Origin of the sequence: Glacieibacterium sp. (genome assembly GCF_965200405.1) — a bacterium.
Classification (GTDB): domain Bacteria; phylum Pseudomonadota; class Alphaproteobacteria; order Sphingomonadales; family Sphingomonadaceae; genus Glacieibacterium.
In genome coordinates this window covers 881,111-908,051 of sequence record NZ_OZ241356.1, presented here as the reverse complement: position 1 = coordinate 908,051, position 26,941 = coordinate 881,111, and the positions used below count along the sequence as shown (strand labels likewise).

Sequence of the window (26,941 nt, the reverse complement as noted above, 5' to 3'; positions counted from 1 at the left end):
TGCCAGCGCATTGACCGGCGCCATGGTCGTTTTGCCTGCTGCCGTTTATGCGCAGCCTGCCGTGCAAGCGCCGCCGACCGGTGAAGCTCCGCCACCAGCGGCCGCAGCCAGCGACACCGCAGCAAGTGCCGACGGCGGCATCGGCAACGAAGAGACCATCGTCGTCACCGGGTCGCGCATCCGTCGCCCCAACCTTCAGTCCACCGTTCCGGTGACGTCGGTCAGCGGCCAGGAGTTCTTCGAGACCGGCTCCGTCGCGATCGGTGATACGCTGAACCAGCTTCCCGCCCTGCGCAGCACCTTCAGCCAGGCGAACTCGACCCGCTTCCTCGGCACCACCGGCCTTAACCTGCTCGACCTGCGCGGTCTTGGCACGGCGCGCACCCTGGTGCTGGTCAACGGCCGCCGCCACGTCGGTTCGGACATCCTGAACAACGCCGTGTCGCCCGACACCAATACGATCCCCACCGACCTGATCGAGCGCGTCGATGTCGTCACCGGCGGTAACTCCGCGGTCTACGGTTCCGACGCCGTTGCCGGTGTCGTCAACTTCGTCCTGAAGAACAATTTCGACGGCCTGCAGGTTCGCGGCCAGAGCGGCATCAGCACCTATGGCGACGCCGGTGCGCGCTACGCCAGCGTCCTCGCCGGCAAGAACTTCGCCGACGGTCGCGGCAACATCGCCGTCAATCTGGAATACGCCCGCCAGGATCGCTTCTCCGCATCCGACCGGCCCAACCTGCGCACCACGAGCGCCTTCGTCGTCGTCGACACCGACCCTGCGAGCGCAGTCAACGGCGCCGATGGCACGCCTGACCGTCAGTTCTTCCGTGACATCCGCTCGGCCACTATTGCTCCGGGCGGGCAGCTTGGCTTCGCCAGCCCGACGGGAGCATGTGGTCGCGACTCAAACGGTGCCGCGTACACGTGCGGCTTCCTGTTCCAGCCGGATGGTACCCTTGTCCCGCAGACCGGGACCCGCGTTGGTCTGGCGCCGAATGGTAATTTCGTCGGCGGCAACGGCAGCAACAATCGCGAAGGCCAGATCCTCGGCATTCTTCCGCAGCAGGATCGCTACAGCTTCAACGCCCTCGGCCACTTCGATGTGTCGCCGGCGTTCGTACCATTCTTCGAAGCGAAGTATGTCCGCATCAACACGGTCGGCAGCCAGAGCGGACCAGCGTTCTTCCAGGGTGCCAATTTCGGCGACGATCCGGCCAATAACCGGGAGCGGCCCCGTCTGGACAACCCGTTCCTGACGGCCCAGGCGCGCACCCTGATCACGCAGCAGCTGCTGGCCGCCAATCCTGCCGCCGACGTGAGCGATTCCGGTCGTTTCACTCTGCGTGAAAATCTGCTGGATCTGGGTATCCGCCAAGAAGCTTCGCGCCGTGAGACATACCGGGCGGTCGTCGGCGTCCGCGGCGACTTCAACGATGACTGGAACTACGAGCTTTCGGCAAACTACGGCGTCTTCAAGGAGCGCACCAAGGTCGAGGGCAACCTCAACGTCCAGCGCTTCCTGCTCGGTCTCGACAGCACCCGCAATGCCGCCGGCCAGATCGTCTGCCGTTCGCAGATCGATCCGTCCGCAGCCATCGACTATGTCGGCGGCCAGCCGGCAATCCTCGCCCGTGACGTCGCGGCCTGCGTACCGGTGAACCCGTTCGGCAGCGGCAACATCTCTCAGGCGGCGCGTAATTACTCGCTCTCCGATACGACTTCGGTCGGCAAGATCACACAGCTCGACATCAGCGGCTTCGTCAACGGCGACACCAGCCAGTTGTTCAGCCTGCCGGGCGGTCCTATCGCCTTCTCGCTGGGTGGCGAATATCGTCGTGAGACGAACTACTTCGTCGCCGATCCGCTGGTCGCCCAGGGCTATACCTTCTACAACTCGCTGCCGCTGTTTGATCCGCCGTCCTTCCAGGTCAAGGAACTGTTCGGCGAAATCCGCGTCCCGCTGGTCAAGGATGTGCCGTTCCTGCAGGAGTTGACCCTCAGCGGCTCGGGGCGCGTCTCCGACTACAAGGGCGCTGTCGGCACGGTTTACGCGTATAACGGCGGTGTCGACTGGACGCCGGTAAACGGCCTGCGCCTGCGCGGCGCCTATTCGCGCTCGGTCCGTGCGCCGAACCTGTCCGAGCTCTACGCGGCACAGAGCCAGAACTTCACGCCGGCGCCTGACGATCCATGCTCGGCTCGGAACATCGGCACCGGCTCGGCGACGCGCGCCGCAAACTGCGCTGCGGCGGGCATCCCGACCTCGTACGATTATGTCTACACCTCGTCGCTCGAGATCCGCAGCGGCGGCAATCCCAACCTGCAGGCCGAGAAGTCCGACTCCTACACTGTCGGCGGCGTCTTCACTCCCGCGTTCGCGCCTGGGCTGTCGCTGACGGCGGACTACTTCGACATCACCGTCAACAAGGTGATCTCGTCGGTCGATGCGCAGGACATCCTCAACAACTGCTACGACTCACCGACCCTGACCAACCCGTTCTGCGGTTCTTTCACGCGTCAGGGCGCTACCGGGACCGGTCCGGTTGGCGAGCAGCCGTTCCGCGTCATCGAGGGCAGCCTGCTGACCAGCGTGCTCAACTTCGCCAAGCTCAAGACGCGCGGTATCGACGTCGAATTGGCCTATACGCGCCAAGTCGAGGGCGTCGGCCAGATCAACGCCCGCGTCGCCTACACGCACGTCTTCCAGAACGACCAGTTCCTCGACCCGTCGCAGCCCAACTATGCGGATCGCCTGTTGCTCGAACTCGGCAACCCGCGTGACGCAGCCAACTTCAACCTTGGCGTGAAGCGTGGTGCGGTCGGGATCAGCTACCAGGGTCGCTACATCGGCAAGCAGGTCCTGAACACTTACGAGGACCTGTTCAGCGTGCAGGGCCGCGCGCCCGAGAACGCCGACTACGCTAGCAGCCGCTTCTACAAGGCCGTCGTCTATCACGACGTCCGGATCGCCTTCGACGCCAGCGACAAGTTCAACATCTACGGCGGTGTCGACAATGCGCTCAACAAGAAGGTCCAGTTCGGCGGCAGCGGTGTCGGCGACGGCACGGGCATCTACGAGCCGAAGGGCCGCTACATGTACGTCGGCGTTGTCGCCAAGTACTGATCTGCACTCATCGTCCTTGGGCCGGCCGGAGCATCGTCTCCGGCCGGCCCTAACTTTGTCGGCCCGGTCATGAGTCTTGCCGATGAAGCGGGGGCGCTGGCCGCGAGCGGCCGCATCGCCGAGGCCGTGCAGCGGCTGCGGCAGTCGGGTGACGGCGGAGCGCTGCTGGCCCTGGCGATCTGGACGCTGACCGGTCGTCACGTCACGCGCGATCTGCCGGCAGCCCGCGAACTCTTTCACCAAGCCGCGCAAGCCGGGGATGCGACGGCGATTGGCGTCCACACCTGTTTGCTGGCGAATGGCGCGGGTGGCCGGCCCGACTGGCCAGCCGCGCTGGCCCATCTGGCCATCCGCACCGATGCTGCCGCGGCGCGGATGCGACAGGTGCTCGCCGCCATGGCGTTGCGGGACGACGGCAGTCCGTCCGTGCCGCCGGTGCCCGAGCCGATCTGCGCGCGCCCGACCGTCCTGCTGTTTCGCTCGCTGCTCAGCCCGCTGGAATGCGACTATCTGCGGGAGATCGCGACGCCCCTGCTCGAGCCGTCGGTCGTCATCGACTCGCGCACCGGCCGGTCGATCCGCGATCCGGTCCGCACCTCCGACACTGCAGCTTTTCCGTTCGTGTCCGAGGATCCGGTCGTGCATGCGTTGAACCGGCGGTTCGCCGCCGCGACGCGAACGCAGGTCGACCAGGGCGAGCCCTTGCAGGTCCTGCGCTACGATCCCGGCCAGCAGTTCCACCCGCACACCGATGCGCTCGCCGGCGACGCGAACCCGCGCGTCTGGACCGTGCTGACCTGGCTCAACACGCAATACGAGGGCGGGCGCACCCATTTCATCACACCCGACCTTCGTATTCGCGGTGGCCAGGGCGATGCCATCGCCTTTCGCAGCGCCGATGCCTCGGGCCGCGCCGACCCGGCCTCCCGACATGCCGGTGAGCCGGTCACGCGCGGCACGAAGTTCCTGGCATCGCGCTGGATCAGGGCCCGGCGGCTGACCGTCTAGCCAGGCGCCTACAAGATACTGCGCTCGAAGCGCGTGCCGCGGCGCAGGACGAAGCGCACCTTGCGATTGTGGAAGTCGAGCGAGACGCGGCGGAAGCTGTCGAGCACGTCGGTGCCGAGCAGCAGCGCCGGCTGCTTGTCGAGGCCGAACAGCGCGAATGGCGGCACGTCGGCAAAGGCCACCGGCACGTTGCGCAGGATCACTCCGCCGATGCGGATTTCGGGCATGATCGCCAGGTCGGCGACGGTGCTTTGACCGGTCACGCTGATCAGGGTGATCGGCCGGGCAGGCAGATGGCTGCGGATGGCGCGGGCGCGCAGGGCCATGTTGCCGACGGTGATCTCGGAACCGGTGTCGATCACGGCATAGATCGAGCGACCGTCGGTGCTTGCCTGGGTCAGGATCAGTTGGCCCTTGCGGCGGCGCGCGGTGACGACGATCTCGCCCTCCTCGCGCGGCGGCGGATTGCGCGAATCCTGGATCGTCACCTGGCGCCGTTCGAAATCGAGCATCAGCCGCTGCTCCGCCAGCGCGTCGATGCCGAGTACGCCCTGCGCGCCGATGAAGGCTTCGGACAGCATCGGTGCGATGATGTTGTTCAGTTCGCTGGAGCCGATCTTCAGTGTGTCGATGACTGCGGTCGAGGCGATGCTCGGTCCGGCCATGCTCTGCAGATTGACCCGCGGCCCGGGCGTCATGGCGAGGCGGGTGGCAAGGCCGGTGCCGATCACCGAACGGTCGGCGCCGCTGTCGACGAGAAAGCGGAACGGGCCCTGGCCGTTGACGTCGACGTCGATGAACATGCGCGTGCGGATCTGCTTGGCATCGAGCGCGTCGCCGGTGATCTCCAGGGTATTGTCGAGCGCGGCCGGCGGGATGGTGGGAGCGTTCCCGGCATCGGTCGGCACCTGCAACATGGCGACGGCGAGTGCGAACAGCAACATCGCCGCCAGTCTGCGCCGATGCGGCGGCACGGGCAAGCCAGCCCTAGCATCGACCGGGCAGCGCGGTTAAGCGGTGCGCTGTTCCAACGCCGGAGACTGGCCGTGACCGACGACGATATCGCATTGGCCCATGACCTTGCCGAAGCAGCAGGCGCAGCGATCCGCCCGTATTTTCGCGCGCCGTTCGACATCGAGAGCAAGGCCGACGCGTCGCCAGTGACCGTCGCCGACCGCGCCGCCGAAGCTGCGATGCGGACCATCATCGCCGAGCGGCGGCCGGACGACGGTGTGATCGGGGAGGAATATGGCGAGGACCGGCCCGATGCGGCGCGGGTCTGGGTGTTCGATCCGATCGACGGGACGCGCGCCTTCATTGCCGGGCGGGCGCTGTTCGGCACGCTGATCGCACTGCTGGAGAATGGTCGGCCAGTGCTGGGCGTCATCGACCAGCCGATCGCGCGGGAGCGTTGGGTCGGGGCGCCGGGGCGAGGCACGACGTTGAACGGCGTCGCGGCGCGCACCCGCCGCTGCGCCGACCTGTCCAGCGCCTATCTCGGCACGACGTCGCCGCACGCCTTCGACGCCGATGATTTCAGCCAGTTCGAGCAGCTGCGTGCCGGCGTCCGCGACACGTTGTACGGCGGCGACTGCCACAATTACGGGCTGCTCGGCAGCGGTCACCTCGACCTGGTCGTCGAGGCCAGCCTGAAGATCTACGACTGGGCGGCGCTGGTCCCGGTGGTCGAGGGCGCCGGCGGCATCATGCGCGACTGGAGCGGCGCACCGCTTGCGCGTGGCTCGGACGGGCGCGTCGTTGCAGCGGGCGACCCGGCGTTGCTTGCGGCCGCTCTCGCCCGCCTGGCCTAGTCACCCCGCACGCCGCGGACGATCCATCGCCCCGCGGTGGCGAGCAGGCCGAGCCCGGCCGGCAGGCCGAACGCCAGCTCGACGATCGCGACGCGGGCGCGGTAGGCGGCGAACTGGCTCGCCTCGATCTCGGCGATCCGCTGCTCGCTGGTGTCGGGCCCGACATCGGCGGCGGCCTGGTCGGCGATGTCGATCGCCTGCGAGCGCTGCTGATAGGCGTAGCCGCACCAGCCCCACCAGACCAGCAGCAGCAACGTCGATAATCGCAACCAGCGCCGTGGGATGGCCATTGCCGTCCGCTAGCCCGGCTGTGCCGCTCCATCAACCCCGCGGCGGTCGCGTGCAGCGAACTTAGGTAGCCGCGCGGGGCCGCGTCGACTAAACAGCGGCGATGAGCAAGGCGGCAACATCGAGATCAGGACGATGACCGAGATCGTCGCGGTCGACATCGGCGGCACGCATGCGCGCTTTGCGATCGCGACGATCGAGCATGGCAAGGTCGTGGCGGTCGAGCCCGAGACTGTCCTCAAGGTCAGCGAACATGCCAGCCTGGAAACCGCCTGGGAGACGTTCGGTACCACGCTGGGCCGACCGTTGCCGACCGCTGCCGGGATCGCCGTCGCCTGCCCGACTGATGGCGCCATCCTGAAGCTGGCCAATAATCCCTGGATCATCCGACCGGCGCTGCTGCCGCATCGGCTTGGTCTGGCCGAGCTCAGCCTGTGCAACGATTTCGCTGCTGTCGGTCACGCCGTCGCCCAGCTCGGCGAAGAGAATTTCACGCATCTGTGCGGTCCCGACATACCGCTGCCGCGCGACGGCGTGGTCAGCATCCTGGGTCCCGGTACCGGGCTGGGCGTGTCGCTGCTCGCGCAATCGGGCGGCAGCTACCAGATCGTCCCGACCGAGGGCGGCCACACCGACTATGCGCCGCTCGACCGTATCGAGGACATGATCCTCAATCGCCTGCGCAGCCGCTTCCGCCGGGTGTCGGTCGAGCGCATGGTCGCCGGGCCGGCGCTGGTCGATATCTACGCCGTGTTGGCAGGCATCGAGGGCCGCGACGAGATCGCCGACGACAAGACGCTGTGGCAACTGGCGCTGACCGGGCAGGACAGCCTGGCGGTTGCGGCGCTCGACCGGTTCTGCCTGGCGCTGGGGGCCGTCGCTGGCGACGTCGCGCTGACACAGGGTGCCAAGGCGGTGGTCATCGCCGGCGGGCTGGGGCTGCGCCTGAAGGACTATCTGCCGCAGTCGGGCTTTTGCGACCGTTTCCGCGCCAAGGGTCGCTTCGAAGCCCTGATGACGTCGCAGCCGGTCAAGCTGCTGACCTATTCGCAGCCCGGCCTCTACGGGGCGGCGGCGGCGTTCGCGGTCGAACATGCCGACCTTTGAGGTTCGCATGGAGCGGCGGTCTGACGCGCCATCCCGCCGCGGCTGCCGTGCCGGAACGGATACGCTAGCGAACTGTTCAACCGGGTGAATTTCCTCCCGCCCTCCGTACAAGATTTGATGTCGCCGTTGACCCACGGATTTCCAGTTGTGCGGCAACGCGTCGAGGTGAGGGCACTGCTGTGCGTCGCCGTAATGGCGCTTGCCGTTGCCGGCTGCGGCAAGAAGGACGACGAGAAAAAGGGTCCGCCGCCTACGCCAGAGGCTGGCGTGGTGACGCTGCAGACGCAGACCGTGCCGCTATATATTGAATTGCCGGGCCGCACCGCCGCTTATGAAGTGTCGGAAGTGCGGCCGCAGGTGTCGGGCCTGATCACGGCGCGGCTGTTCACCGAAGGTGCGCTCGTCAAGAAGGGCCAGACGCTCTACCGGATCGACCCTCGGCTGTATCAAGCCGCTGCGGCGCAGGCACAGGCCAACCTCGCCAGCGCAAAGGCGGCACAGACGGCGGCACAGGCGCGCGCCGAACGCTACAAGCCGCTCGCGCAGATCGAAGCGGTCAGCAAGCAGGACTATGCCGACGCCGCCGCCACCGCGGGGCAGGCAGTCGCGGCAGTCGCCCAGAACAACGCCGCGGTGCAGACCAGTGCGATCAACCTGCGCTTCACGCGGGTGCCGGCGCCGATCACCGGGCGCATCGGACGATCGCTGGCGACGACGGGTGCGTTGGTCACCTCGGGCCAGGCCGATGCGCTGACCACCATCCAGCGGCTCGACCCGATCTTCGTCGACATCCAGCAGTCCAGCGCCGACCTGCTGGCCCTGCGACGCGGCCTGTCGAGCGGCGGCGTCACCCCGTCGTCGGCCGCGGTCCGCCTGCAACTGGAAGATGGCAGCGACTATGCCGCCACAGGGCGCGTCCAGTTTTCCGAGGCGATGGTCGACGCGAATACCGGTACCGTGACCCTGCGTGCCAGCTTCCCCAACCGCCAGGGCCTGCTGCTGCCGGGCATGTACGTCCGCGCCAAGCTGTCGCAAGTCACCGCGCCCAATGCCATCCTGGCGCCGCAGACCGGGATCGCGCGCGACCCGCGGGGCAATGCGACGGCGTTGGTGATCGGCGAGGGCAACAAGGTCGTGCTGCGCAATATCGTCGCCGAGCGCAGCATCGGCGACAAGTGGCTGGTCACCTCCGGGCTCAAGTCCGGCGACCGCTTGATCGTCGAGGGGCTGAGCCGGATCAAGCCGGGCCAGGTGGTCAAGCCGGTGCCGGCGGGATCGAAGCCCCAGCCCAAGCCGCAGGGCGGCAAGTCGGGCGGCGACCAGTCCGGGGGCGGTGACGCTTCCACGAAAAGCTGACGGGCGATGCTGTCGAAAGTCTTCATCGACCGGCCGATTTTCGCTTGGGTCATCGCCATCGTCATCATGCTCGCGGGCATCGGCGGCATCCTGGCGCTGCCGATCGCGCAATATCCGGACATCGCGCCGCCATCGGTCAATATCCGCGCCACCTATCCAGGTGCCTCGGCGGACATCCTCGAGTCCAGCGTCACCTCGGTCATCGAGCAGCAGCTGACCGGCATCGACGGACTGATCTATTTCTCGGCGACCTCGAACGCCTCGGGCCAGGTGACGATCACCGTTACCTTCGACAAGGGCACCAACCCCGACATCGCGCAGGTCCAGGTCCAGAACAAGGTCCAGCAGGCACTGTCCCGCCTGCCGCAGCAGGTCCAGGCGCAGGGGCTGATCGTCACCAAGTCAAACCCCGACTTCCTGATGGTCGTCGGCATCTACGACGAGAGCGACCGGCGTAACAGCGGCGACGTCGCGGACTATCTGGTGTCGTCGCTGCAGGACACCATCGGCCGGATCAAGGGCGTCGGCGATTTCAACGTCTTCGGCTCGCAATACGCCATGCGGATCTGGATGGACCCGTTCAAGCTCGCCAGCTTCCAGCTGATGCCGAGCGACGTCACGGCGGCGATCACCGCCCAGAACACCCAGGTCGCGGCCGGGCAGATCGGCGGCCAGCCCAGCCCGAATGCGCAGATGCTCAACGCCACGGTGACGGCGCGCTCGCGGCTGACCACTCCGGCGGAGTTCCGCAAGATCATCGTCAAGACCCAGTCCGACGGGTCCAAGGTGCTGCTCCAGGACGTCGCCCGGGTCGAGCTCGGCAGCGAGAGCTATACCTCGCTCGGCCGTTTGAACGGCCATCCGGCGTCGGGCATCGCCATCCAGCTGGCCCCCGGTGCCGACGCGTTAAAGACCGCCGAACTGGTTCGCGCCGAGATCGCCAACCAGGCCAAGTCGTTCCCCGACGGCTTCAAATACGCCTTCCCCAACGATAGCACCGCCTTCATCAAACTGTCGGTCAAGGAGGTCGTGAAGACGCTGGGCGAGGCGATCGTGCTGGTCGTCATCGTCATGTTCGTCTTCCTGCAGAGCTGGCGCGCGACGCTGATCCCCGCGATCGCGGTGCCGGTCGTGCTGCTCGGCACCTTCGGCGTGCTGGCGCTGTTCGGCTTCTCGATCAACGTGCTGACGCTGTTCGGGCTGGTCCTGTCGATCGGCCTGCTCGTCGACGACGCGATCGTCGTCGTCGAGAACGTCGAACGCGTCATGGAGGAAAATCCCGACATCAGCCCGCACGACGCCACCGTCCAGTCGATGGAGGAGATCCAGTCCGCGCTGATCGGCATCGCCATGGTGCTGTCGGCGGTGTTCCTACCGATGGCGTTCTTCGGTGGCTCGGTCGGCGTCATCTACCGCCAGTTCTCGATCACTATCGTGTCGTCGATGGTGCTGTCGGTGGTGGTCGCGCTGGTCCTGTCCCCGGCCTTGGCGGCGACGCTGCTCAAGCGCCCCGACAAGGACAAGAAGGCGGGGTTCGTCGACCGCTACGGCAAGAAGTTCAACGACTGGTTCAACCGCACCGCCGATCGCTATGTCGAGGCGGTCAAGTCGATCATCGCCAGCAAGCTCCTGCCGATCATCGGCTATGTGCTGGTCGTCGGCCTGCTGGTCTTCCTATTCGTGCGGCTGCCGACCAGCTTCCTACCTAGCGAGGACCAGGGCGTCGCCCAGATCCAGTACACCCTGCCACCCGGCGCCACCCAGGCGCGGACGCTGGCGGCGGTCACGACGATCGAGAATTACTTCCTCAAGCAGGAGCACAACACGGCGGCGCTGCTGGCGTTCGTCGGGCAGAGCCAGCAGGGCAGTGGCCAGAACACCGGACGCGGCTTCGTCGCGTTCAAGCCGTGGGACGATCGCAAGGGCAAGGAAAATACCGCGCTGGCGATCACCAAGCGTGCCACGGCCCAGCTTTCGGGCGAACTGCGCGACGTCAAGTTCTTCGCGCTCAATCCGCCGCCGGTGCGCGGCCTCGGCCAGTCGAGCGGCTTCACGCTGGAGTTGCTCAACACTGGCGGGCTCAGCCGCAACGATTTCAAGGCGGCGCGCGACAAGCTGATCAGCGAGGCGCAGGGCGATCCGCTGCTCAGCCAGGTGCGGCAGAACTCGCTGGAGGATGTGCCGACGCTGCAGGTCGTGGTCGACCAGGACAAGGTCGGGGCGCTCGGCATCGTCCAGTCCAACGTCGACTCGACGCTGAGCGCGGCCTGGGGCGGCGTCTACGTCAACGACTTCGTCGATCGCGGCCGGGTCAAGCGCGTCTATGTCCAGGGCGACGCACCGTACCGCAGCCGCCCAGAAGATCTGTCGAACTGGTTCGTCCGTACCAGCACCGGGGCGATGGCGCCGTTCTCGGCGTTCGCCAAGACCGTCTGGCTGCAGGCGCCGACGACGCTCGCCCGCTTCAACGGACAGCCGGCCTATGAAATCCAGGGCGATGCCGCCGAGGGCGAAAGCTCCGGCGAGGCGATGCAGAAGATGATGGACCTCGCCAAGGACATCAAGGGCGTGTCGGTGGAGTGGAGCGGGCTGTCGTACCAGGAGCGCCTGTCGGGCGGGCAGACGCCGATCCTGTATTCGCTGTCGCTGCTGGTGATCTTCCTCTGCCTCGCGGCCCTGTACGAGAGCTGGTCGATCCCCCTGTCGGTGCTGCTGGTGATCCCGCTCGGGCTGGTCGGTGCAGCACTGGCGGTGACCTTGCGCGGCCTCGAGAACGACGTCTATTTCCAGGTCGGACTGCTGACCACGATGGGCCTGTCGGCCAAGAACGCCATCCTGATCGTCGAGTTCGCGGAGCAGGCCGAGCGCGGCGGCAAGAGTCCCTACGACGCCGCACTGGAAGCGGCGCGGCTGCGGTTGCGCCCGATTATCATGACCAGCCTGGCCTTCATCTTCGGCGTCATCCCGTTGGCGATCTCGACCGGTGCCGGTGCGCAGAGCCGGGTCGCCATAGGCACCGCGGTGATCGGCGGGATGATCACCGCGACGGTGCTAGCGATTTTCTACGTGCCGCTGGCCTTCGTCCTCGTGCGCTCGCTGTTCGGCGGCAAGCACAAGCGCAAGCAGGACAAGGACCAGCCGGCCGACGACGACCGCCCCGAGCTGCCAGCCTTGCCGGCACCCGAGCCGACGCCGCTGCTGCCGTCGCCGGGCGGGCAGCCGGCATGAGGATTCCGGCCCTGCTGGCCGCGGCGTCGCTTTTGGCGAGCTGCAGCCTCGATCCGCATTATGTCCGCCCGGAGCCGCCGGTCCCGGCGAGCTGGCCGCGCGGCGACGCCTATCTGCGCGCCACCGAGGCGAGCCTGCCGGCTATCGGCTACCGCGATATCTTCCGCGATCCAAAGCTGCAGGCGATCATCGAACAGGCACTCGCCAACAACCAGGACCTGCAGGTCGCGCTGGGCAACGTCGCCTCGGCGCGGGGCCAGTACCGTGTCCAGCGTGCGCAGCAGTTTCCCCAGATCGGCGGCAGCGCCGGGATCACGACACGGCGTACCGGGGTCACCAGCACGACGAACAATACTGTCATCGACGACGGCACCGGGACCGGCGTCGGTACGGGCACCGGCCTCAACACCACGGCGAACGGTCGCGTCATCACCAGCTACAGTGCCAACATCGGTCTCAGCGCCTTCGAGATCGACCTGTTTGGCCGCCTGCGCAGCCTCAGCCGCGCCGCGTTGCAGGAATATCTCGCCACCGAGGCCGGCGTCCGCGCCACCCGCCTGACGCTGGTCGGCGAAGTCGCCTCGGCCTATCTGACGCTGGCGACGGACCGCAGCCTGCTCGCCATCGCCGTCGATACCGAGAAGAGCGCGACGATCACCTATAACCTGACCAACGCCCGCCTGCGCGGCGGCATCGCGCCCCGCACCGATGTCCGCCAGGCGGAGACTATCCTGGCGCAGGCGCGCTCCGATCATGCCGCGCAGATCACGCTGGTCGCGCAGGACCGCAACGCGCTGGAGCTGCTGGTCGGCGCACCGGTCGCCGATGCGATGCTGCCGGCCTCGATCGAGACGGTCGACAGATCGCTCGCCGAACTGCCGGCTGGCCTGGACTCGCGCATCCTGCTGCGCCGCCCCGACGTGGTGCAGGCGGAATATGCGTTGCGCGCCGCCAACGCCCGGATCGGCGCGGCACGTGCCAATTTCTTTCCGACGATCAGCCTGACCGCCTTGGCGGGACTGGCCAGCACGGCGCTGTCGACGCTGTTCACCGGCGGCGCCTTCACCTGGTCGGTCGCGCCCGGCGTCTCGGTGCCGATCTTCGACGGCGGCGCCAATCGCGGCAATCTGCAATTCGCCCAGGGCCAGCGCGACATCGCCGTCGCCCAGTACAAGCTCGCCGTCCAGACCGCTTTCCGCGAGGTTGCCGACGCACTGGCACGCCGCGGCACCATCGACGCCCAGGTCGCGGCGCAGGTCCAGCTGGAAGAGGCGGCGGCCGATACCAACTTCCTGCAGACCGCCCGCTACCGCGAGGGGATCGATCCTTTCCTCAATACGCTGGATACCCAGCGCACGCTGTATTCGGCACGGCGCGCACTGGCGCAGACGCGACTTGTCCGTGCCGACAATCTGGTGACGCTGTACCGCGTGCTCGGCGGCGACATGTTGCTCGACGCGGGCTGAGCCTCGGCGGCGAGCGCGGTTTCGAGCTCGGCGAGCGAGTCCAGGAACTGCGCGGCGCAGGCGGTCCAGCCGAAGTTGCGGGCATAGGCGGCACAGTCCGATGGAGCGGCGCGCATGGCCAGCTCGATCGCTACGGCGATGTCGTCGCTTACTGCACCGATGACCGGATCATGCCCCGGCACGACGCCACGACCCGTGCCGATGACATCGAGCGGACCCGCCACGGGGAACGCCGCGACCGGGACGCCGCAGGCCAGCGCTTCCAGCATGACCAGCCCGAACGTGTCGGTCAGGCTGGGAAAGACGAAGACATCGGCCGCGGCATAGGCCGATGCCAGCTCGGCGCCCTTCAGGCTGCCGAGAAAGGTGACGCCGGGATAACGGGCGCGCAGGGTGGCCAGTGCCGGCCCGTCACCGACGACGACCTTGGCGCCGGGCGTGTCGGCTGACAGGAAAGCCTCGAGGTTCTTCTCGATCGCGACGCGCCCGACGCTCAGCTGGATCGGGCGCGGCAATGCGGCGAGCTGGGGATGTGGCGGCAGGCCCGGCTTGAACTGCCCGAGATCGACGCCGCGCGACCACAGCCGCGTCGATGGCAGGCCGTGGCGATGCAGTTCCTCCGCGAGCCGCTGCGTCGCCACCAATACATGTCGCGCGGGCGCGTGAAAGCGCCGGACCGAGCGCCACAGCCATTCGGTGCCGATCCCCGTCCGCGCCGCGACATAGTCCGGGAAGCGCGTGTGGAACGAGGTCGTGAACGAGATGCCGCGCGCGATGCACCAGTTGCGGGTCAGCCAGCCGAGCGGGCCTTCGGTGGCGATGTGGATCGCGTCGGGGCGGAAGTCGGAGATCAGCCGCGCGACGCTCGACCGGCGGGTCAGGGCGAGGCGGATTTCCGGATAGGTCGGGCAGGGCACCGAGACGAACATGTCGGGCGTGATCGTCAGCACGACATGACCGGCACGGCGGAGCAGGTCGACGGTCATGCCCAGCGTGCGGACAACGCCATTGACCTGAGGGTGCCACGCGTCGCTGACCAGCACGATCCGCATCGGTGTCATGCCACGGCGGCGAGGATGGCGCCCCGGCGGGCGACGTGCGCGGCCCAGTCGAGGATTTCGAGGCGGCCGTCGCGCTGCTCGATCAGCGCGGTGCAGCTTTCGACCCAGTCGCCGTCGTTGTAATAGGTGATGTCGCCGAATGTCCGGATCTCGGCGGAGTGGATGTGGCCGCAGACGACGCCGTCGACGCCGCGGTCCCGTGCTGCATGCGCCACCGCTTCCTCGAACCGCGAGATGAAGGCGACGGCGTTCTTGACCTTCTTCTTGATGTGCGCCGACAGCGACCAGTAAGGCAGGCCGAAGCGCCGCCGGACGGCGTTGAAGGCGACGTTGAGTTTGAGCAGCAGCGCGTAGGACTGGTCGCCGAGGAAGGCGAGCCAGCGGGCGTAGAGGACAACGCCGTCGAACTCGTCACCGTGCAGGACCAGCAGCTTGCGACCGTCGGCGGTGACGTGGATGTCCTCGGCCAGCACCTCGACGCCGCCGAAATTCAGCTCGGTATAGTCACGCAGCGCCTCGTCGTGGTTGCCCGGGATGTAGATCACCCGCGTGCCCTTGCTCGCCAGCTTGAGGATGCGGCGGACGATGTCGTTGTGCAGCGTCGGCCAGTACCAGCCGCGCTTGAGCCGCCAACCGTCGATGATGTCGCCGACCAGATACAGCGTGTCGGGCTGGACCGACTTGAGGAAGTCGAGCAGCAGCACCGCATTGCAGCCCGAGGTGCCGAGATGGAGGTCGGAGATCCAGATGGTGCGCGGGCGGAGCTTGCGACCCGGCAGGAACTCGTCGGCATCGTCGTCGTCGTGACGTCCGGGGACGGACCCGATCAGCGCTGCGGCGCGGGGCGGCAGGCCGATGTTCCGGTCCAGAGCAACCAACGGTAGGCTCGCCATTGCCGATCACCTGCTGCTTCAGTCAGCGAGCCTTTACATCGGCAATGTAACAGTCGCGCGGCAGTCCGAAGACAGTTCGGAGTCAGGTGCTTAGAGTGAATCTACCGCCGCGCGCCCGAGAGCGGGATCGTCGGTGAAGATGCCATCAAGGCCGGTGGCGAGATAGCGCTTCATCTCGGCGACCGAGCCGGCCGGGTTGCGCGCCGCATCGCCGGCATCGTTACGAAAATCCTTGGCGAGGAAATAGTTCTCCGGCCGGAAGGTGTAGCAGCGCACCAGCAGCCCTGCCGCATGGGCGTCGGCGACGATGGCGCGCGGCTGGCCGAGCTTGCCGTCCGCACCGAGCGGGATGATCCCCCGCGTCGACGGCGACACGACATCGGCATAGGTCGCCATCTCGCGCAGGCCCGCGGCGGTGGTCAGCGCGCCGAAGCTGGTCTTGCCGCCGCTGGCGACGATATCGGCCGGAACCTGCGCGTCCTCGCCGATCAGCTGCATCAGGCGGACGTTCGCCGGGCGCCCCAGCTTCTTGCGCAGATACCGCAGGTTAGCGACCTCGAACGACTGGATCTCGACCGGATTGCGCCGGGTATAGTCGTGCATCGCCGTGACCGCGATGAAGCGGTCCTCCAGGGGCATCCCCAGCTTGGCGAAGAAGGTCGAGTGCTTCAACTCTGGCACCAGCCCGATGACCCGACCACGTGCGGCGGACTCAGCGGCGGTGAAGTCGATCATCTCTTCCCAGGTGACGATCTGGAACTTGCCGTCATAGCCCTGGCTTTCGGGCCGCAGCTTGCCGAGGCGCTCGATGCAGCGCAGCGTCTTCAGCTCCGCGAGGGTGAAGTCCTCGACGAACCAGCCGGTCAGGGCCTCGCCGTCGATGGTCTTGGTGGTGCGGCGCCCGGCGAACTCCGGGTGCTTGGCGACGTCGGTGGTCTCGGCGATGTTGTTCTCGTGCCGCGCGACCAGCACGCCGTCCTTGGTGATGACCAGGTCGGGCTCGATGTAGTCGGCACCGTCCTCGATCGCCTTGGCGTAGGAGCCGAGCGTATGCTCAGGCCGCAGGGCCGAACAGCCGCGGTGGCCGAACACCAGTGGCTTGGGACGTGCCGCTGCCGCCATTCCGGACCCTGCCATGCCCGCCGCCAGCACCGCGGCCCCGGCGGCGCCAGCCGCCAAAACTTTAGCGCCGGCACGCATCGTGTCGCGGCGTGTCATGGCAGGCATCCCCGGCATCCTAGAAGCTGACGCTTACCGTGCCGAAGACCTGGCGCGGTGCAAGCGGGAACTGGTTGAAGGTGCCGGAAGCTGCGCCGATGCTGAGCGTCGATGCGGCCTTCTTCTTGGTGATGTTGGTCACGTTCAAACTGACCACGGCGCTGTGCAGGACGCCATTGTCGGCCAACGGCACCTTGGCGGCGATGCGGCCGGCCATGGTGAAGTAGCCCGGCACCGACAGGTCGTTGGTGAAGGTCGCATAGCGCTTGCCGAGATAGTCGCCGACGAGCTGGACGTCGAAGATGCCGTAGTTGGCGCTGGCGACGAACTTCTCGGTCCAGGCCGGGGAGCCCGGGACTTTCTTGCCGGCGGTCGGCACGACGACGCCGGCGAGGCCGACCTTGTAGTCGTCGCTGTAGCGCGAATTATTGTACGACACGGCGTTGTACAGCGAGAAGTGCGAGCCGAAGCGCAGCGTGCCCGCGATGTCGACGCCGTCGGTCTTGACGCTGCCGACGTTCGCCAGGATCGCCGCGCCGCTGATGATCGAGGTGATCACCGACGTCGGGCTGATGCCGAGCACGCGGTTGCTGAAGTCGACATGGTAATAGCTGACCTGGCCCTCGAAGCCGGTGATCGGGCCGAGGTCGAGCGAACGGCTGGTGCGGATGCCGGCCTCGTAGGTCCAGCTCGTCTCGGGCTTCACGGTGCGCTTGAAGTCCTCGAACACCTGCTGGCTGCCGAGGGCGAACGGCGACAGGCCGGCGGCGGCGCTGGTCTGGAACTGGCGGATGTTCTGCTGGGCGTTGACGAAGACCTGCTCGTGATCGGTCGCCTCCCACAGCGCGCCGACCTGCGGCAGGAACGCCTTGGTGGTGTTGATCTTGCCGACCGGCAGCGCCGTCGAGTTGGAGAAGGAGCCCGGGATCGGCTGGACCGGCACCGCCTGCGTCGCCTTCTGGAAGGTGCTCTTGAAGCCGCCCAGCACGGTCAGCGTCGGCAGGACGTGCCAGCTGTCCTGGATATGGGTCTGGATCTCGTCGACACGAACTTCGCTGCCGTACTGCGTGATCAGCGGCGTCAGGCTGTCGCCAGGGCGCTGATAAGGCGTCGACGGGTTGTTGACGTCGAGGGCGTACCAGCGGCGGAACGCTGCCGACGACTGGTGCTCGTACCAGCCGCCGAGCTCGATATCGTGATCGCCGAGCTTGGCGCGGACGGTGGAGATCAGGCCTTCGCGGTCGATGCGGTACTCGGTGGTGCGCGTCGCATAGCCCGAGCCGCCGAAGATCGTGCTGAGGCGCGCAAGGTTGGCCGGGCTGGTCGCCGACCCGGTGCCGGGAAAGTAGAAGGAGAACAGCCCCGGCAGGCCGGCGACGTCGACGGGGCCGGCAACGACGCCGACGCCGTCGTTGTGGTGGTAGTAGGCCTGGTTCGACCAGTCGATCTTGTCGCTGACGTGCCAGTCGTACTTGGCATAGCCGAGATAGTCGGTGCGCTGCGCGTCGCTGTAATAGTTGCGGTAATTCGAGCCGGCGGCCTTGTAGGCGCCCGACGCCAGATAGGTTTGGGCGGCGGCGAAGTCGGGGAACAGGAACGGACGGGTATAGGGCGCGGTGGCGCGGTTGGCCGGGGTGATGACCGTCGCGTCCTCGTTCGGCTCGGTCTTGTCGGAATAGGCGCCGTACAGCGTCAGGCGGCCGGTGGCGTCGTCATGGACGAACTTGCCATTGGCCTGGTAGCCGCCCTGTTTGCCGCGGAAGTCCCAGGCGCGCGCGTCCTGGCGGACGCCCGACAGGTACAGCGAATTGCCGTTGCCGAAGGTGCCGCTGTCGACGCGGACGAAGGTGCGGAACGACGAATAGCTGCCGATGGTCTGCGCGACGGTGGCGCCCATCCTGTCGGACGGATCGCTGGAGAAGGTGTCGATGGTGCCGCCGAGGTTGCTGGTCGATGCGGTGCCTAGGTCGCCGGCGCCCGACGCCAGGGTGACGCGGCCAACGTTCTCGGAGATGATCGCGCGCTGCGGGGACAAGCCGTTGTAATTGCCATATTGCTGGTCGCCGAGCGGGACGCCGTCGAGGGTGTAGCCGAGCTGCTGCTGGTTGAAGCCGTGGATGAACAGTGAGATGTTCTGCTCGTTGTTGCCCCATGGATCGGCGGTCAGGAAGGTCACGCCGGGCAGCGTCTGGATCGCCTTCAACGGGCTGACGCCGGGCAGGATCTTTTGAACCTCGATCGCGGTGACCTGGGTAACCGAGCGGGTGGTGCGACCGGTGACGACGATGGTCTCGCCGGCCTCGTCGATCGCTGCGTCGGCGACGGCAACTGCATCGGCTGCAGCAACCGCGTCCGCTGCGACGACTTCGGCGGCGCGGCCCGGCGTTGCTGCCATCAGGCCGATGAGCGCAACGCCACAAAGCCAGCCATACCGTTGATTGTTCATTGAATTAACCCGCTTTGCCTCGGCCGTTAAGGCCGTTGCAGCGCGGGTTAGGACGGCGGCGCGTCAGTCGTGTTACCGCACCATGACGGTTTTGTGTGATTGCTCCCGGTCGAAGCCCGGCGCCAGCCGTGCATCATTGGCGATGCCGTTCATGATCGAAGCCGCATCGCTGCCCCAGCCGTCGATCCAGTTTGCCGCCTGCAAGCTGCCGGCAGGGTGCGGGCAAGCCTCACCCGGCTTGCCTTGATGATGAGCGTCGTATCCCGCCCAGAATTCACTTCCACGCATGCGTGCCCCTCCCGTCGGGCTCGTACGTTATCGCACGAACCGATGAACACGGGCGTAACGAGAGGCGAGGCTAGACCTTGCTGCCGAGCTGCCACATCAGGAAGGCGTAGGTGTCCGCCGCCTCGCGGTCCTGCTGGCCGCGGGTCGAGCCGACGCCGTGCCCGGCGTCATAGTCGACGCGCAGCAGGATCGGCTTGCCGCTGGTGCTGGCAGCCTGCAGGCGGGCGGTCATCTTGGCGACGTGGAAGGGAGCGACGCGCGGGTCGGTCACGCCAGTGGTCAGCAGCACGGCCGGGTATTTCGTGCCGTCCCGCACCGCCTGGTAGCTGTCGATCGACTTGAGCGCCCGGTAGCCGCTCTCGACCGCAATGGCACCCCATTCGGGCTCCTCGCCATAGCCGTTCTGCTCGACGACATAGCGCAGCGGGTTGGACCAGCCGACGCCGTCGACGACCGCGGCGAACAGGTCGGGACGCTCGGTCATGGCGCGACCGACAGTGATGCCGCCCGCCGACCGGCCACCGATCGCCAGATGCGCCGGCGAGGTGTATTTCCTCGCGTAGATGTCCTCGCAGACGGCGATCAGGTCGCGCCAGGTGTTGGGCTTGTTGGCCAATTGCCCGGCCTTGTGCCACTCGCGGCCGTATTCTCCGCCGCCGCGAACATTGGCATAGCCGACGATCGCCCCGGCATCGATCAGCGCCAGCGAACGCCCGGCAAAGCTCGGCGTGTAGGCAGCCGCACCATAGGAGCCATAGGCGGAAATCCAGGTCGGGTGGCTGCCATCCAGCTTGAGCCCCTTGCGGTAGATCAGCGTGTAGGGAATCTTCACGCCGTCCTTGGCGCTCGCGAAGAAGCGCCTCGTTTCATAGGCCGAGACGTCTATCGAAGGCTTCGGCGTCAGCCCGGTATCGGCAACCCGGCCGCCGACGTCGACCGACCATACGCCGGTCGGGGTCAGCCAACCGCTGAGCGACATCAGCAGGCCGTCCTCGGTTTCGGTCGCGAACATTCCGCCGATCGTGCCGTCGAAAGGCAGTGCGATGTCGACGATCCGGCCGTCGCGCCCCAGCTTGCGCAGCCGCGAAATGCCGCCGTCCATGATCCGCAGGTACAAGCCGTCGCGGGCACGGGCGAGGTCCTCGATGACCAGCGGGCCCTGCGGGACGACCTCGACCGCGGTCGCCAGGTCGGGCGCGGCGGCGCTGGTCCTGAGCAGGCGGCCGCGCGGGTGTCCCTTGTTCGACAGCAGGTAAAGGTCGTCGCCGACGATCTCGACGCCACTGACTTCGTCCTCGAAGCTTGCGACGGCACGCCATCTCGCCTTGTTCGCCAGCACGTCGGCCAGCGGCGCGATCAGCAGCCGGTATTCGGGGCGAACGTCGGCTAGGCCGAGCAGGGCGAAGCGCGAACCGGGATAGACCTGGATGAACGGCGTCTGGATCTTGTCGAAGGCGACATCCGCAACCAGCCCGCGCTTCATCAGGATCGGATCGCCCGCCGGGTCGGTGCCCAGTCGGTGGAAGCGCGCCTGCGCATCAAGGAAGCGCTCCGGGGTGTCCACCTTGCCGGTTAGCTGGGTGTAGAAGAAGCCGCTGTTGTCCTTCAGCCACTGCGGATGCGCGGATTGGGTGTTGCCGATCCGGTCGGGCAGGGCGCGACCATCGGCAACGGTCAGCACGTGCAGCATCGAGTCTTCGCTGCCGTCCTTCGACAGGCCGTAAGCGACAAGCTGGCCATTGGGCGATGCCTCCCACCAGTCGAGCGAGATGTGCCCGGTGCTGCCGGCCGACAGCGCCACCGGATCGACCAGCGTCCGGATGCCCGCGGCATCGCGGACGAACAGCTTGAAATTGTCGGCCCCGAGCGGCCGCTGCTGATAGAACAGCCTGCCGCCGGCGCGCTGGACCTTGCCGGTGGAGACGGTGTCACCAGACAGTTGCTCGATACGACGCAGCAGCACGGCGCGGTCGGGCAGCGCATCGAGGACGGCGCGGGTGCGGTCGTTCTGCGCCTTGAGATAGGGCAGCCAGTCGGGATCGCTCGACTTCTCCATCCAGCGGTAGGGATCGGTCAGGGTCTCGCCGAAATAGCTGTCCTTGACCGGCTCGACGCGTGCGACAGGAGCCTTGGGCACGGTGATCGTCGCGGCGAATGCAGTCCGCGGCAACAGCGTCGCGGCGAGGGCAAGCGTGCTGCCACCCAGCAGGCGTCGGCGGTCGATCATCGGCATCGCTAAGGTCCCCCTCGTCAAGCGCGCCGCTAGATGCCCCGCGTGGCGACCGCTTGGCAAGGTTATGGACAGTGCGCTGTAAAGCCTCAGTGCGGCTGCGGTGCGGCCCGGTTCAGCGACCCTTCGACCGCCGCCGCGGTGGCGAGCAGGGGCCAGTCGGCGCCCCCGAGAAGCTCGAAGCCGATCGGTAGGCCGCTCGCGGCGACGCCGACGGGCAGGGTCAGTGCGGGCAACCCGGTCCAAGCGGAGAGCTCGGGCGCGAGACCGCTGGTGGGGTTGACGAGCGTCGTCGGAACCACCGCCGACGTCGGGTAGCACAGCGCATCGAGCCGATGATCGGCCAACAACGCCTCGACCGCCTGACGCAGGGCGGCGCGGCGCTCGAGCAGGAGGCGGTGAGGCTGGCGGTCCGTGGGGAGTGTCGCCCGCCGCCGAAGTGTGGCGTCATAGTCCTCGAGGAAGCGTCCGGAGGCATGGAGCGCCGCGACCGATGCCGGCGCGCCGCTGCCGAAGTTGCCGGCGAGATAGGCGTCGAACGCCTCGGCAAACTCATGGTCGACGACATCGACGGTGGAGTTCGGCAAGAACTCCTCGGGCAGCGGGACCGGGTCGATGATGTCGAACCCGGCGGCGGTGAGGCGCTGCAGGACGGACTCTCCGGCTGCGATGATCTGCGGGTCAGCGCCGAAGAACTGCCTGAGCACCCCGATGCGGCGCCGCGTGCCGGTGGCATCCGGTGCGGCGCCCGGGTCGGTCATCACCGCGAACAGCAAGGCGGCGTCGGCGACCGAGCGCGCCAGTGGGCCGACGGTATCGGCGGATGGTGCGAGAGGCGCGATACCGGCCATGTCCGCCACGCCCCAGCTCGGGCGGAAGCCGACCAGCCCGCAAAAAGCGGCGGGAATGCGGATCGATCCGCCGGTGTCGGTGCCGAGGCCGGCGAGTGCGAAGCCGGCAGCGATGGCAGCGGCCGTCCCGCCGCTCGATCCACCCGAGGTGACGTTGCCGTCGAACGGATTGCGGACATCGCCGGCGACCGAACTCCGCGAGCGGATCTCGAAGCTGAGCTCCGCCATATTGGCCTTGGCGATGATGATCGCACCGGCGGCGCGGAGGCGGCGGACCTGCGCGGCGTCGGCCAGCGGCATGGCATCGGCCAGGCCGAGGCAGCCCGAGGTCGTCGGCAGGCCGAGAAGGTCGATATTGTCCTTGATGACCAGCGGTATGCCGTGCAGCGGGCCGCGAACGCCGGAGACATCACGCTCGGCATCCAGCGCCGCGGCCTCGGCCATGGCACCGGGATTGAGCCGGATGATCGCGTGCAGCGCCGCGCCCTGCCGGTCGTCGGCGGCAATCCGGGCGAGACACTGTTCGACCAGCGAGGTGGCGGAGACCGAGCCATCGGCGATCGCGGGCGCCAGGGTCGTGATCGTCGCCGGCATGGCTCAGGCCGTGACCGCTGTGGCCGGTGTCCGCTGCAGCGTCTCGCGCTGGAACAGCCAGATGACGCCCGCCAGCGAGAAGCTCGCGGCACCCGCCAGCATCGCCGCGGTCAGGCCGAAGCTGGTGGCGATCCCGGCGGTGATCAACGGCGCGAAGAAGCTGATCACCCGGCCCCATTGGAAGATCGACGATGCCGTGGCGCGCAGGTGCGGCGGGTAGAGCTCCGCCAGCCACGGCCCCCAGACGACGCTGCAGCACAGGGTCGCACCGTACAGGAAGCCGACGGCGCGCAGCACCGGCAGGTCGGTGGGGACCTCGAGGTACAGGACGATGGCAGCCGACGCGATGAAGAAGCCTAGTGCATTGAACCGTCGCCCGAACCGGTCGGCGGCCCAGCCCCAGACGAAACCGCCGATGATGTTGCCGGTGAATTGCCAGGCGACGAGCTCCCCGGCGACGCCGGCCGTCAGCCCGCGCGGGCCAGTCAGATAGGTGGTCAGCCAGCCGCTGAAGGCCTGGTAACCGAAGAAATTGAGCCCGGTCATCGTCGCCAGCAACAGCGTCTGGGTGCGGACGGCGGGGGCGAACAGCTCGCGGATCGGCAGGCGGGTGCGCTCGCCGCCACCGCTGGGGAACGGCGGCACCAGGATGTAGATCGCCAGCGAGATCAGGATCGCCGGGATACCCCCCAGCCAGAACAACAGCCGCCAGTCCTGCCCGCCGACGAAGCCGAGCGCGATGCCGAGCGAGATGATCGAGGAGCTGAAGGCGACGTTGAGCGTGCCTGCCAGCCGGCCGCGGACGCTGGCGTGGAACAGATTGACGTAGATGCTGACCCCGACCGGGAAGGAGCCGCCCATGAACAGGCCGAGGACGAAGCGCTGCGCCAGCAGTTCGGGATAGTTGGCGACCGCGACACCCGCCAGCAGCACCAGGCCATAGCCCATGACCAGCCCGGCCAGCACCTTGCGACGGTCGAAGCAGTCGGCGAGCTGCGCCGCGATGATCGCGCCGACCAGGGCGCCGGCGCCTTGCGCGGAATAGGCCGAGCCGACCTCGATCAGGCTGAGGCTGAGCGACTGGCGCAGGAACGGTCGCAACACGTCGACGGTGTTCCACGCCCAGCCGTAGAGAAACTCCGCGCACAGCAGCAGCGCGAAGATCGAGATGCGGCGGGGGAGGGGCAACTGCAGGATCGCGTCGCGGCCGGCGGGATCAACCCCGCTGGCTTCGATCGTCGCCGTTTCCGGCGTCGTTGCGCTCGTCATGCCCCTACCCCGCCAGTGTCCGGGCTAGAACTTCACCCCGGCGCGGACACCATAGGTTGCAGGTGCGCCATAGGATACCTGGACGCGCTGCGAGCGACCGACGACGCCGCTGAGCAGGACCGGCGTGTTGCCGACGTTGTTGCCGAAGCCCTCGATGAAGAAGCGCTCCGACTGCGGCGTCCAGCGCAGCGACAGGTCGACCATGCTGTACGACTTCTGCCGGTCGAGCGCGGTGTTGTAGTCGGTCGTGTAATAGCTGCTCGAATGCAGCCAGCTGGCGTACGGCGTCAGCTTGCCGGCGGTGCCCAGGTCGATGTCGTCGTACACGGCCAGGGTCGTCCGGAACTTGGGCGACTGCGGGATGCGCTTGCCGGCCAAATTGACCGAGACCGGATCCTGCCCGTTCGAAGCGCCGAAGAAGTTGTTGCCGCTGATGTAGCGGGTGTACTGCGCATCGAGATACGCCAGCGAGGCGTCGACGTGCAGGCCGGCGAACGGCAGCGTCTTCAGCGAGAACTCGGCGCCCTTGCTGTCGGCCTTGCCGGCGCTGCCGAAGTACGACACCAGCGGAGTGTAGACGTTGATCTGCAAGTTGCTGAACTTGTTGTAGAAGACGCTGATTTCGGTCAGCACCTTGCCGTCCATGAACTTGTTCTTGGCACCGATTTCATAGGCGGTGACCTTCTGCGGCGCATAGGAGTTCGGAATCGTCGCGCTGCCGCCGGTGTCGTTGACGCCGCCGGACTCGAAGCCGGTGGAGACGGTGCCGTACAGCGTGGTGTTGCGGTCAGGCGTGTACTGTGCGCCAGCCCGGAACGTCGTGCTGTTGAAGCTCGGGGCGCCCGAGGTCTTGCTGTAGGGCGTGATGAAATTATAGGTGTTCGGCGCCGCGTCGGCATAGTCGGCGAAGTCGAAGCTCTTCTTTTCATGCGAGTAACGGATGCCGCCGATCAGCTTCAGCTGGTCGGGCACGATGAAGTACGACGCCTGGGCATAGCCGGCATAGGCGTTGGTGCGCAGGAACGCATCGGCGCGGAAGCCGGTGACCGTCGAACCCGGGGCGGTCGCCTTCTGCTGGTAGGTCTCGTCGATGCTGTCGTGGAGATAATAGCCGCCGATGATCCACTGGAACGGCGTCGTCGAGGCTGAGCTCAGCTGAAGCTCCTGGGTGAAGGTCTTGGCGGCGGTGTTGGGCTCCTGGATGCCCGAGCCGAAGCCGGCGGCCGGGTTGGAGAAGACCACGCTGCTCTGGTCGTTGTCGGCGCTGCGGTGGGCGCGGAAGAAGGTATAGCCGCTGATCGACTTGAGGGTGGCCGGCCCGAGGTCATAGGCGATGGTGCCCGAGACGTAATTCTCGAGGATGTGCTCGAACGGCTGATAGTCCCAGTCGTTGGTGTAGGCGCCGCCGCTCACCGGCACGCCGATGTCGACGCCCTTGACGATCGCGGTGCCGTTGTGGACCGACGGGTTGACCGCATAGGGCACGCCGTTGATCGACTGGTAGCCGGTGGCTGGATTGATTAGCGTTCCCGCGACCTTGTAGCCATAGGAGCCAGCGCCGGCGTCGTCGCGCTGCCAATGACCGGCATGCAGGTCGACAGTCAGCTCGTTCGACGGCTGCCACTTCAGGCTGACGCGCTGGGCGTTCTCGTCGTCGTCGTTGAGCCGGATGTTGCGGTTGGTCGACGAGCGGACATAGCCGTCGTGCTTCAGGTAAACGCCGGCGACGCGCAGCTGCAGCGTGTCGTTGATCGGGATGTTGATGAAGCCGTCGACCTTCACCGCGTTGTAATTGCCATATTCCGCGTTGAGGCCGGCACCGAGCTCGTTGGTCGGCGCGGCGGTGACGACGCTGATGTTACCGCCGAAGGTGTTGCGGCCGTACAGCGTGCCCTGCGGCCCGCGCAGCACTTCGAGGCGACCCAGGTCGAACAGCGGGATGCTCTGCTGCTGGGTGCGGCTCTGGTAGACGCCGTCGATGTAGAAGCCGATGACCGGGTCGTTCTGGGCGCTGACCAGGCTGGTGCGGACGCCGCGGATCGATGGGAAGGAGTCCGAACCCTGCGAGCCCCAGGTAAAGCCCGGGGTGACGAACTGCAGGCGGCCGGCATTGTCGATATGGGCACGCGCCAGGTCGTCGGACGACAGTGCGGTGATCGCGATCGGCACGTCCTGGAGGCGCTCGTTGCGGCGCTGGGCGGTGACGATGATGTCACCGGCATCCATCGTGTCCTGGCCCGTTGCGGTGGCCGGCACGGCGGTCTGCGCCAGCACGGTCGTCGCCTGCAGGCCGAGGGTGATCGCCACGATCGAGGTGGCGGCGCGCAACACCGACGCCAGCCCGGACACCGAGCCATTCCTGGCAAAACTGAGATTCTTGTCGTCGCTCATCGTAATTCCCCTTCAAGATCGCCGAACCGGTCGAGATCCTCGCCGCCCCTCTCCGCTCTTGCATTCGAATGCCAAAGTCAATTGTCTCGAAATGGGTTTGTGACGATTGGAGGTGCAATGAAGCACAACGCTGAACTAGCGAACGTTAATTGTGTGCGAATGATGCGTTTATATCACAGTCGACGTCACATTCGCATAGGTAGCAACGTTCGGTAACGTACGATGCAGACGCTGGACATTGCTCTCGACTTGGCCGGCGGCCCGATCGGGCGACCTTTCCTAGGTTGCAGGTCCACCCTCGTCGCGTTA

At 67.1% G+C, this 26,941-nt stretch carries 17 protein-coding genes and 1 pseudogene; 7 read left to right on the top strand and 11 right to left on the bottom strand.

The features are described 5' to 3' along the window. Positions 1 to 22 precede the first annotated feature (22 nt). Positions 23 to 3,127, top strand: a complete 3,105-nt coding sequence (locus ACOFKW_RS04035) for a TonB-dependent receptor domain-containing protein (protein ID WP_419816066.1) — start codon at positions 23 to 25, stop codon at positions 3,125 to 3,127. A gap of 69 nt (positions 3,128 to 3,196) precedes the next feature. Beyond that, positions 3,197 to 4,135 (top strand): 2OG-Fe(II) oxygenase, encoded by a 939-nt coding sequence (locus tag ACOFKW_RS04030; RefSeq protein WP_419816065.1) that lies wholly within the window; start codon positions 3,197 to 3,199, stop codon positions 4,133 to 4,135. Positions 4,136 to 4,143: 8 nt separating this feature from the next. Here the strand turns inward: ACOFKW_RS04030 and ACOFKW_RS04025 are convergent, their stop codons facing one another. Next, positions 4,144 to 5,079, bottom strand: a complete 936-nt coding sequence (locus tag ACOFKW_RS04025) for an aspartyl protease family protein (protein ID WP_419816064.1) — start codon at positions 5,077 to 5,079, stop codon at positions 4,144 to 4,146. Between the two features lie 102 nt (positions 5,080 to 5,181). Here ACOFKW_RS04025 and hisN point away from each other — a divergent pair, with 102 nt between their 5' ends. After that, a complete protein-coding gene (gene hisN, locus ACOFKW_RS04020; protein WP_419816063.1) occupies positions 5,182 to 5,946 on the top strand; it encodes a histidinol-phosphatase in 765 nt (254 codons plus the stop codon). On the opposite strand, the gene ACOFKW_RS04015 is transcribed toward hisN, so the two are convergent. Further along, positions 5,943 to 6,236, bottom strand: coding sequence for a hypothetical protein (locus ACOFKW_RS04015; RefSeq protein WP_419816062.1), 294 nt, complete (start codon positions 6,234 to 6,236; stop codon positions 5,943 to 5,945). The two genes, hisN and ACOFKW_RS04015, sit on opposite strands and share 4 nt — an antisense overlap. Before the next feature lie 133 nt (positions 6,237 to 6,369). Here ACOFKW_RS04015 and glk point away from each other — a divergent pair, with 133 nt between their 5' ends. From glk to ACOFKW_RS03995, 4 genes are all read left to right on the top strand, one after another. Next, on the top strand, positions 6,370 to 7,341 hold the full coding sequence (gene glk, locus ACOFKW_RS04010) for a glucokinase (RefSeq protein ID WP_419816061.1): 972 nt from the start codon (positions 6,370 to 6,372) through the stop codon (positions 7,339 to 7,341). A 192-nt stretch (positions 7,342 to 7,533) separates the two neighbouring features. After that, on the top strand, positions 7,534 to 8,697 hold the full coding sequence (locus tag ACOFKW_RS04005; protein ID WP_419816861.1) for an efflux RND transporter periplasmic adaptor subunit: 1,164 nt from the start codon (positions 7,534 to 7,536) through the stop codon (positions 8,695 to 8,697). 6 nt (positions 8,698 to 8,703) lie between these two features. Then, positions 8,704 to 11,925, top strand: a complete 3,222-nt coding sequence (locus ACOFKW_RS04000) for an efflux RND transporter permease subunit (protein ID WP_419816060.1) — start codon at positions 8,704 to 8,706, stop codon at positions 11,923 to 11,925. Beyond that, positions 11,922 to 13,391: an efflux transporter outer membrane subunit gene (locus ACOFKW_RS03995; RefSeq protein WP_419816059.1), complete on the top strand. Its 1,470-nt coding sequence runs from the start codon at positions 11,922 to 11,924 to the stop codon at positions 13,389 to 13,391. The genes ACOFKW_RS04000 and ACOFKW_RS03995 overlap by 4 nt, the downstream gene beginning before the upstream one ends. A gap of 26 nt (positions 13,392 to 13,417) precedes the next feature. On the opposite strand, the pseudogene ACOFKW_RS03990 reads toward ACOFKW_RS03995, so the two are convergent. The 9 genes and pseudogenes from ACOFKW_RS03990 to ACOFKW_RS03950 all read right to left on the bottom strand — a co-directional run. Next, positions 13,418 to 14,443, bottom strand: a pseudogene (locus ACOFKW_RS03990) (glycosyltransferase family 4 protein); the annotation flags it as partial. A 5-nt stretch (positions 14,444 to 14,448) separates the two neighbouring features. Continuing rightward, positions 14,449 to 15,345 (bottom strand): UDP-2,3-diacylglucosamine diphosphatase, encoded by an 897-nt coding sequence (locus ACOFKW_RS03985; protein ID WP_419816058.1) that lies wholly within the window; start codon positions 15,343 to 15,345, stop codon positions 14,449 to 14,451. 90 nt (positions 15,346 to 15,435) lie between these two features. Beyond that, entirely contained in the window at positions 15,436 to 16,572 is a 1,137-nt protein-coding gene (locus ACOFKW_RS03980; protein WP_419816057.1) for a glycerophosphodiester phosphodiesterase, read from the bottom strand. A gap of 10 nt (positions 16,573 to 16,582) precedes the next feature. Next, the gene (locus ACOFKW_RS03975) at positions 16,583 to 19,009 is read right to left on the bottom strand and encodes a TonB-dependent receptor (protein WP_419816056.1); all 2,427 of its coding nucleotides are present in this window, start codon (positions 19,007 to 19,009) and stop codon (positions 16,583 to 16,585) included. 72 nt (positions 19,010 to 19,081) lie between these two features. Next, positions 19,082 to 19,297: a ribosome modulation factor gene (locus tag ACOFKW_RS03970; RefSeq protein ID WP_419816055.1), complete on the bottom strand. Its 216-nt coding sequence runs from the start codon at positions 19,295 to 19,297 to the stop codon at positions 19,082 to 19,084. Between the two features lie 70 nt (positions 19,298 to 19,367). Beyond that, positions 19,368 to 21,530, bottom strand: a complete 2,163-nt coding sequence (locus tag ACOFKW_RS03965) for a prolyl oligopeptidase family serine peptidase (protein ID WP_419816054.1) — start codon at positions 21,528 to 21,530, stop codon at positions 19,368 to 19,370. A gap of 86 nt (positions 21,531 to 21,616) precedes the next feature. Beyond that, on the bottom strand, positions 21,617 to 22,972 hold the full coding sequence (locus ACOFKW_RS03960) for an amidase (RefSeq protein ID WP_419816053.1): 1,356 nt from the start codon (positions 22,970 to 22,972) through the stop codon (positions 21,617 to 21,619). 3 nt (positions 22,973 to 22,975) lie between these two features. After that, positions 22,976 to 24,241, bottom strand: a complete 1,266-nt coding sequence (locus ACOFKW_RS03955) for an MFS transporter (RefSeq protein WP_419816052.1) — start codon at positions 24,239 to 24,241, stop codon at positions 22,976 to 22,978. Positions 24,242 to 24,265: 24 nt separating this feature from the next. Beyond that, positions 24,266 to 26,632, bottom strand: a complete 2,367-nt coding sequence (locus tag ACOFKW_RS03950) for a TonB-dependent receptor (RefSeq protein WP_419816051.1) — start codon at positions 26,630 to 26,632, stop codon at positions 24,266 to 24,268. Between the last annotated feature and the right edge of the window lie 309 nt (positions 26,633 to 26,941).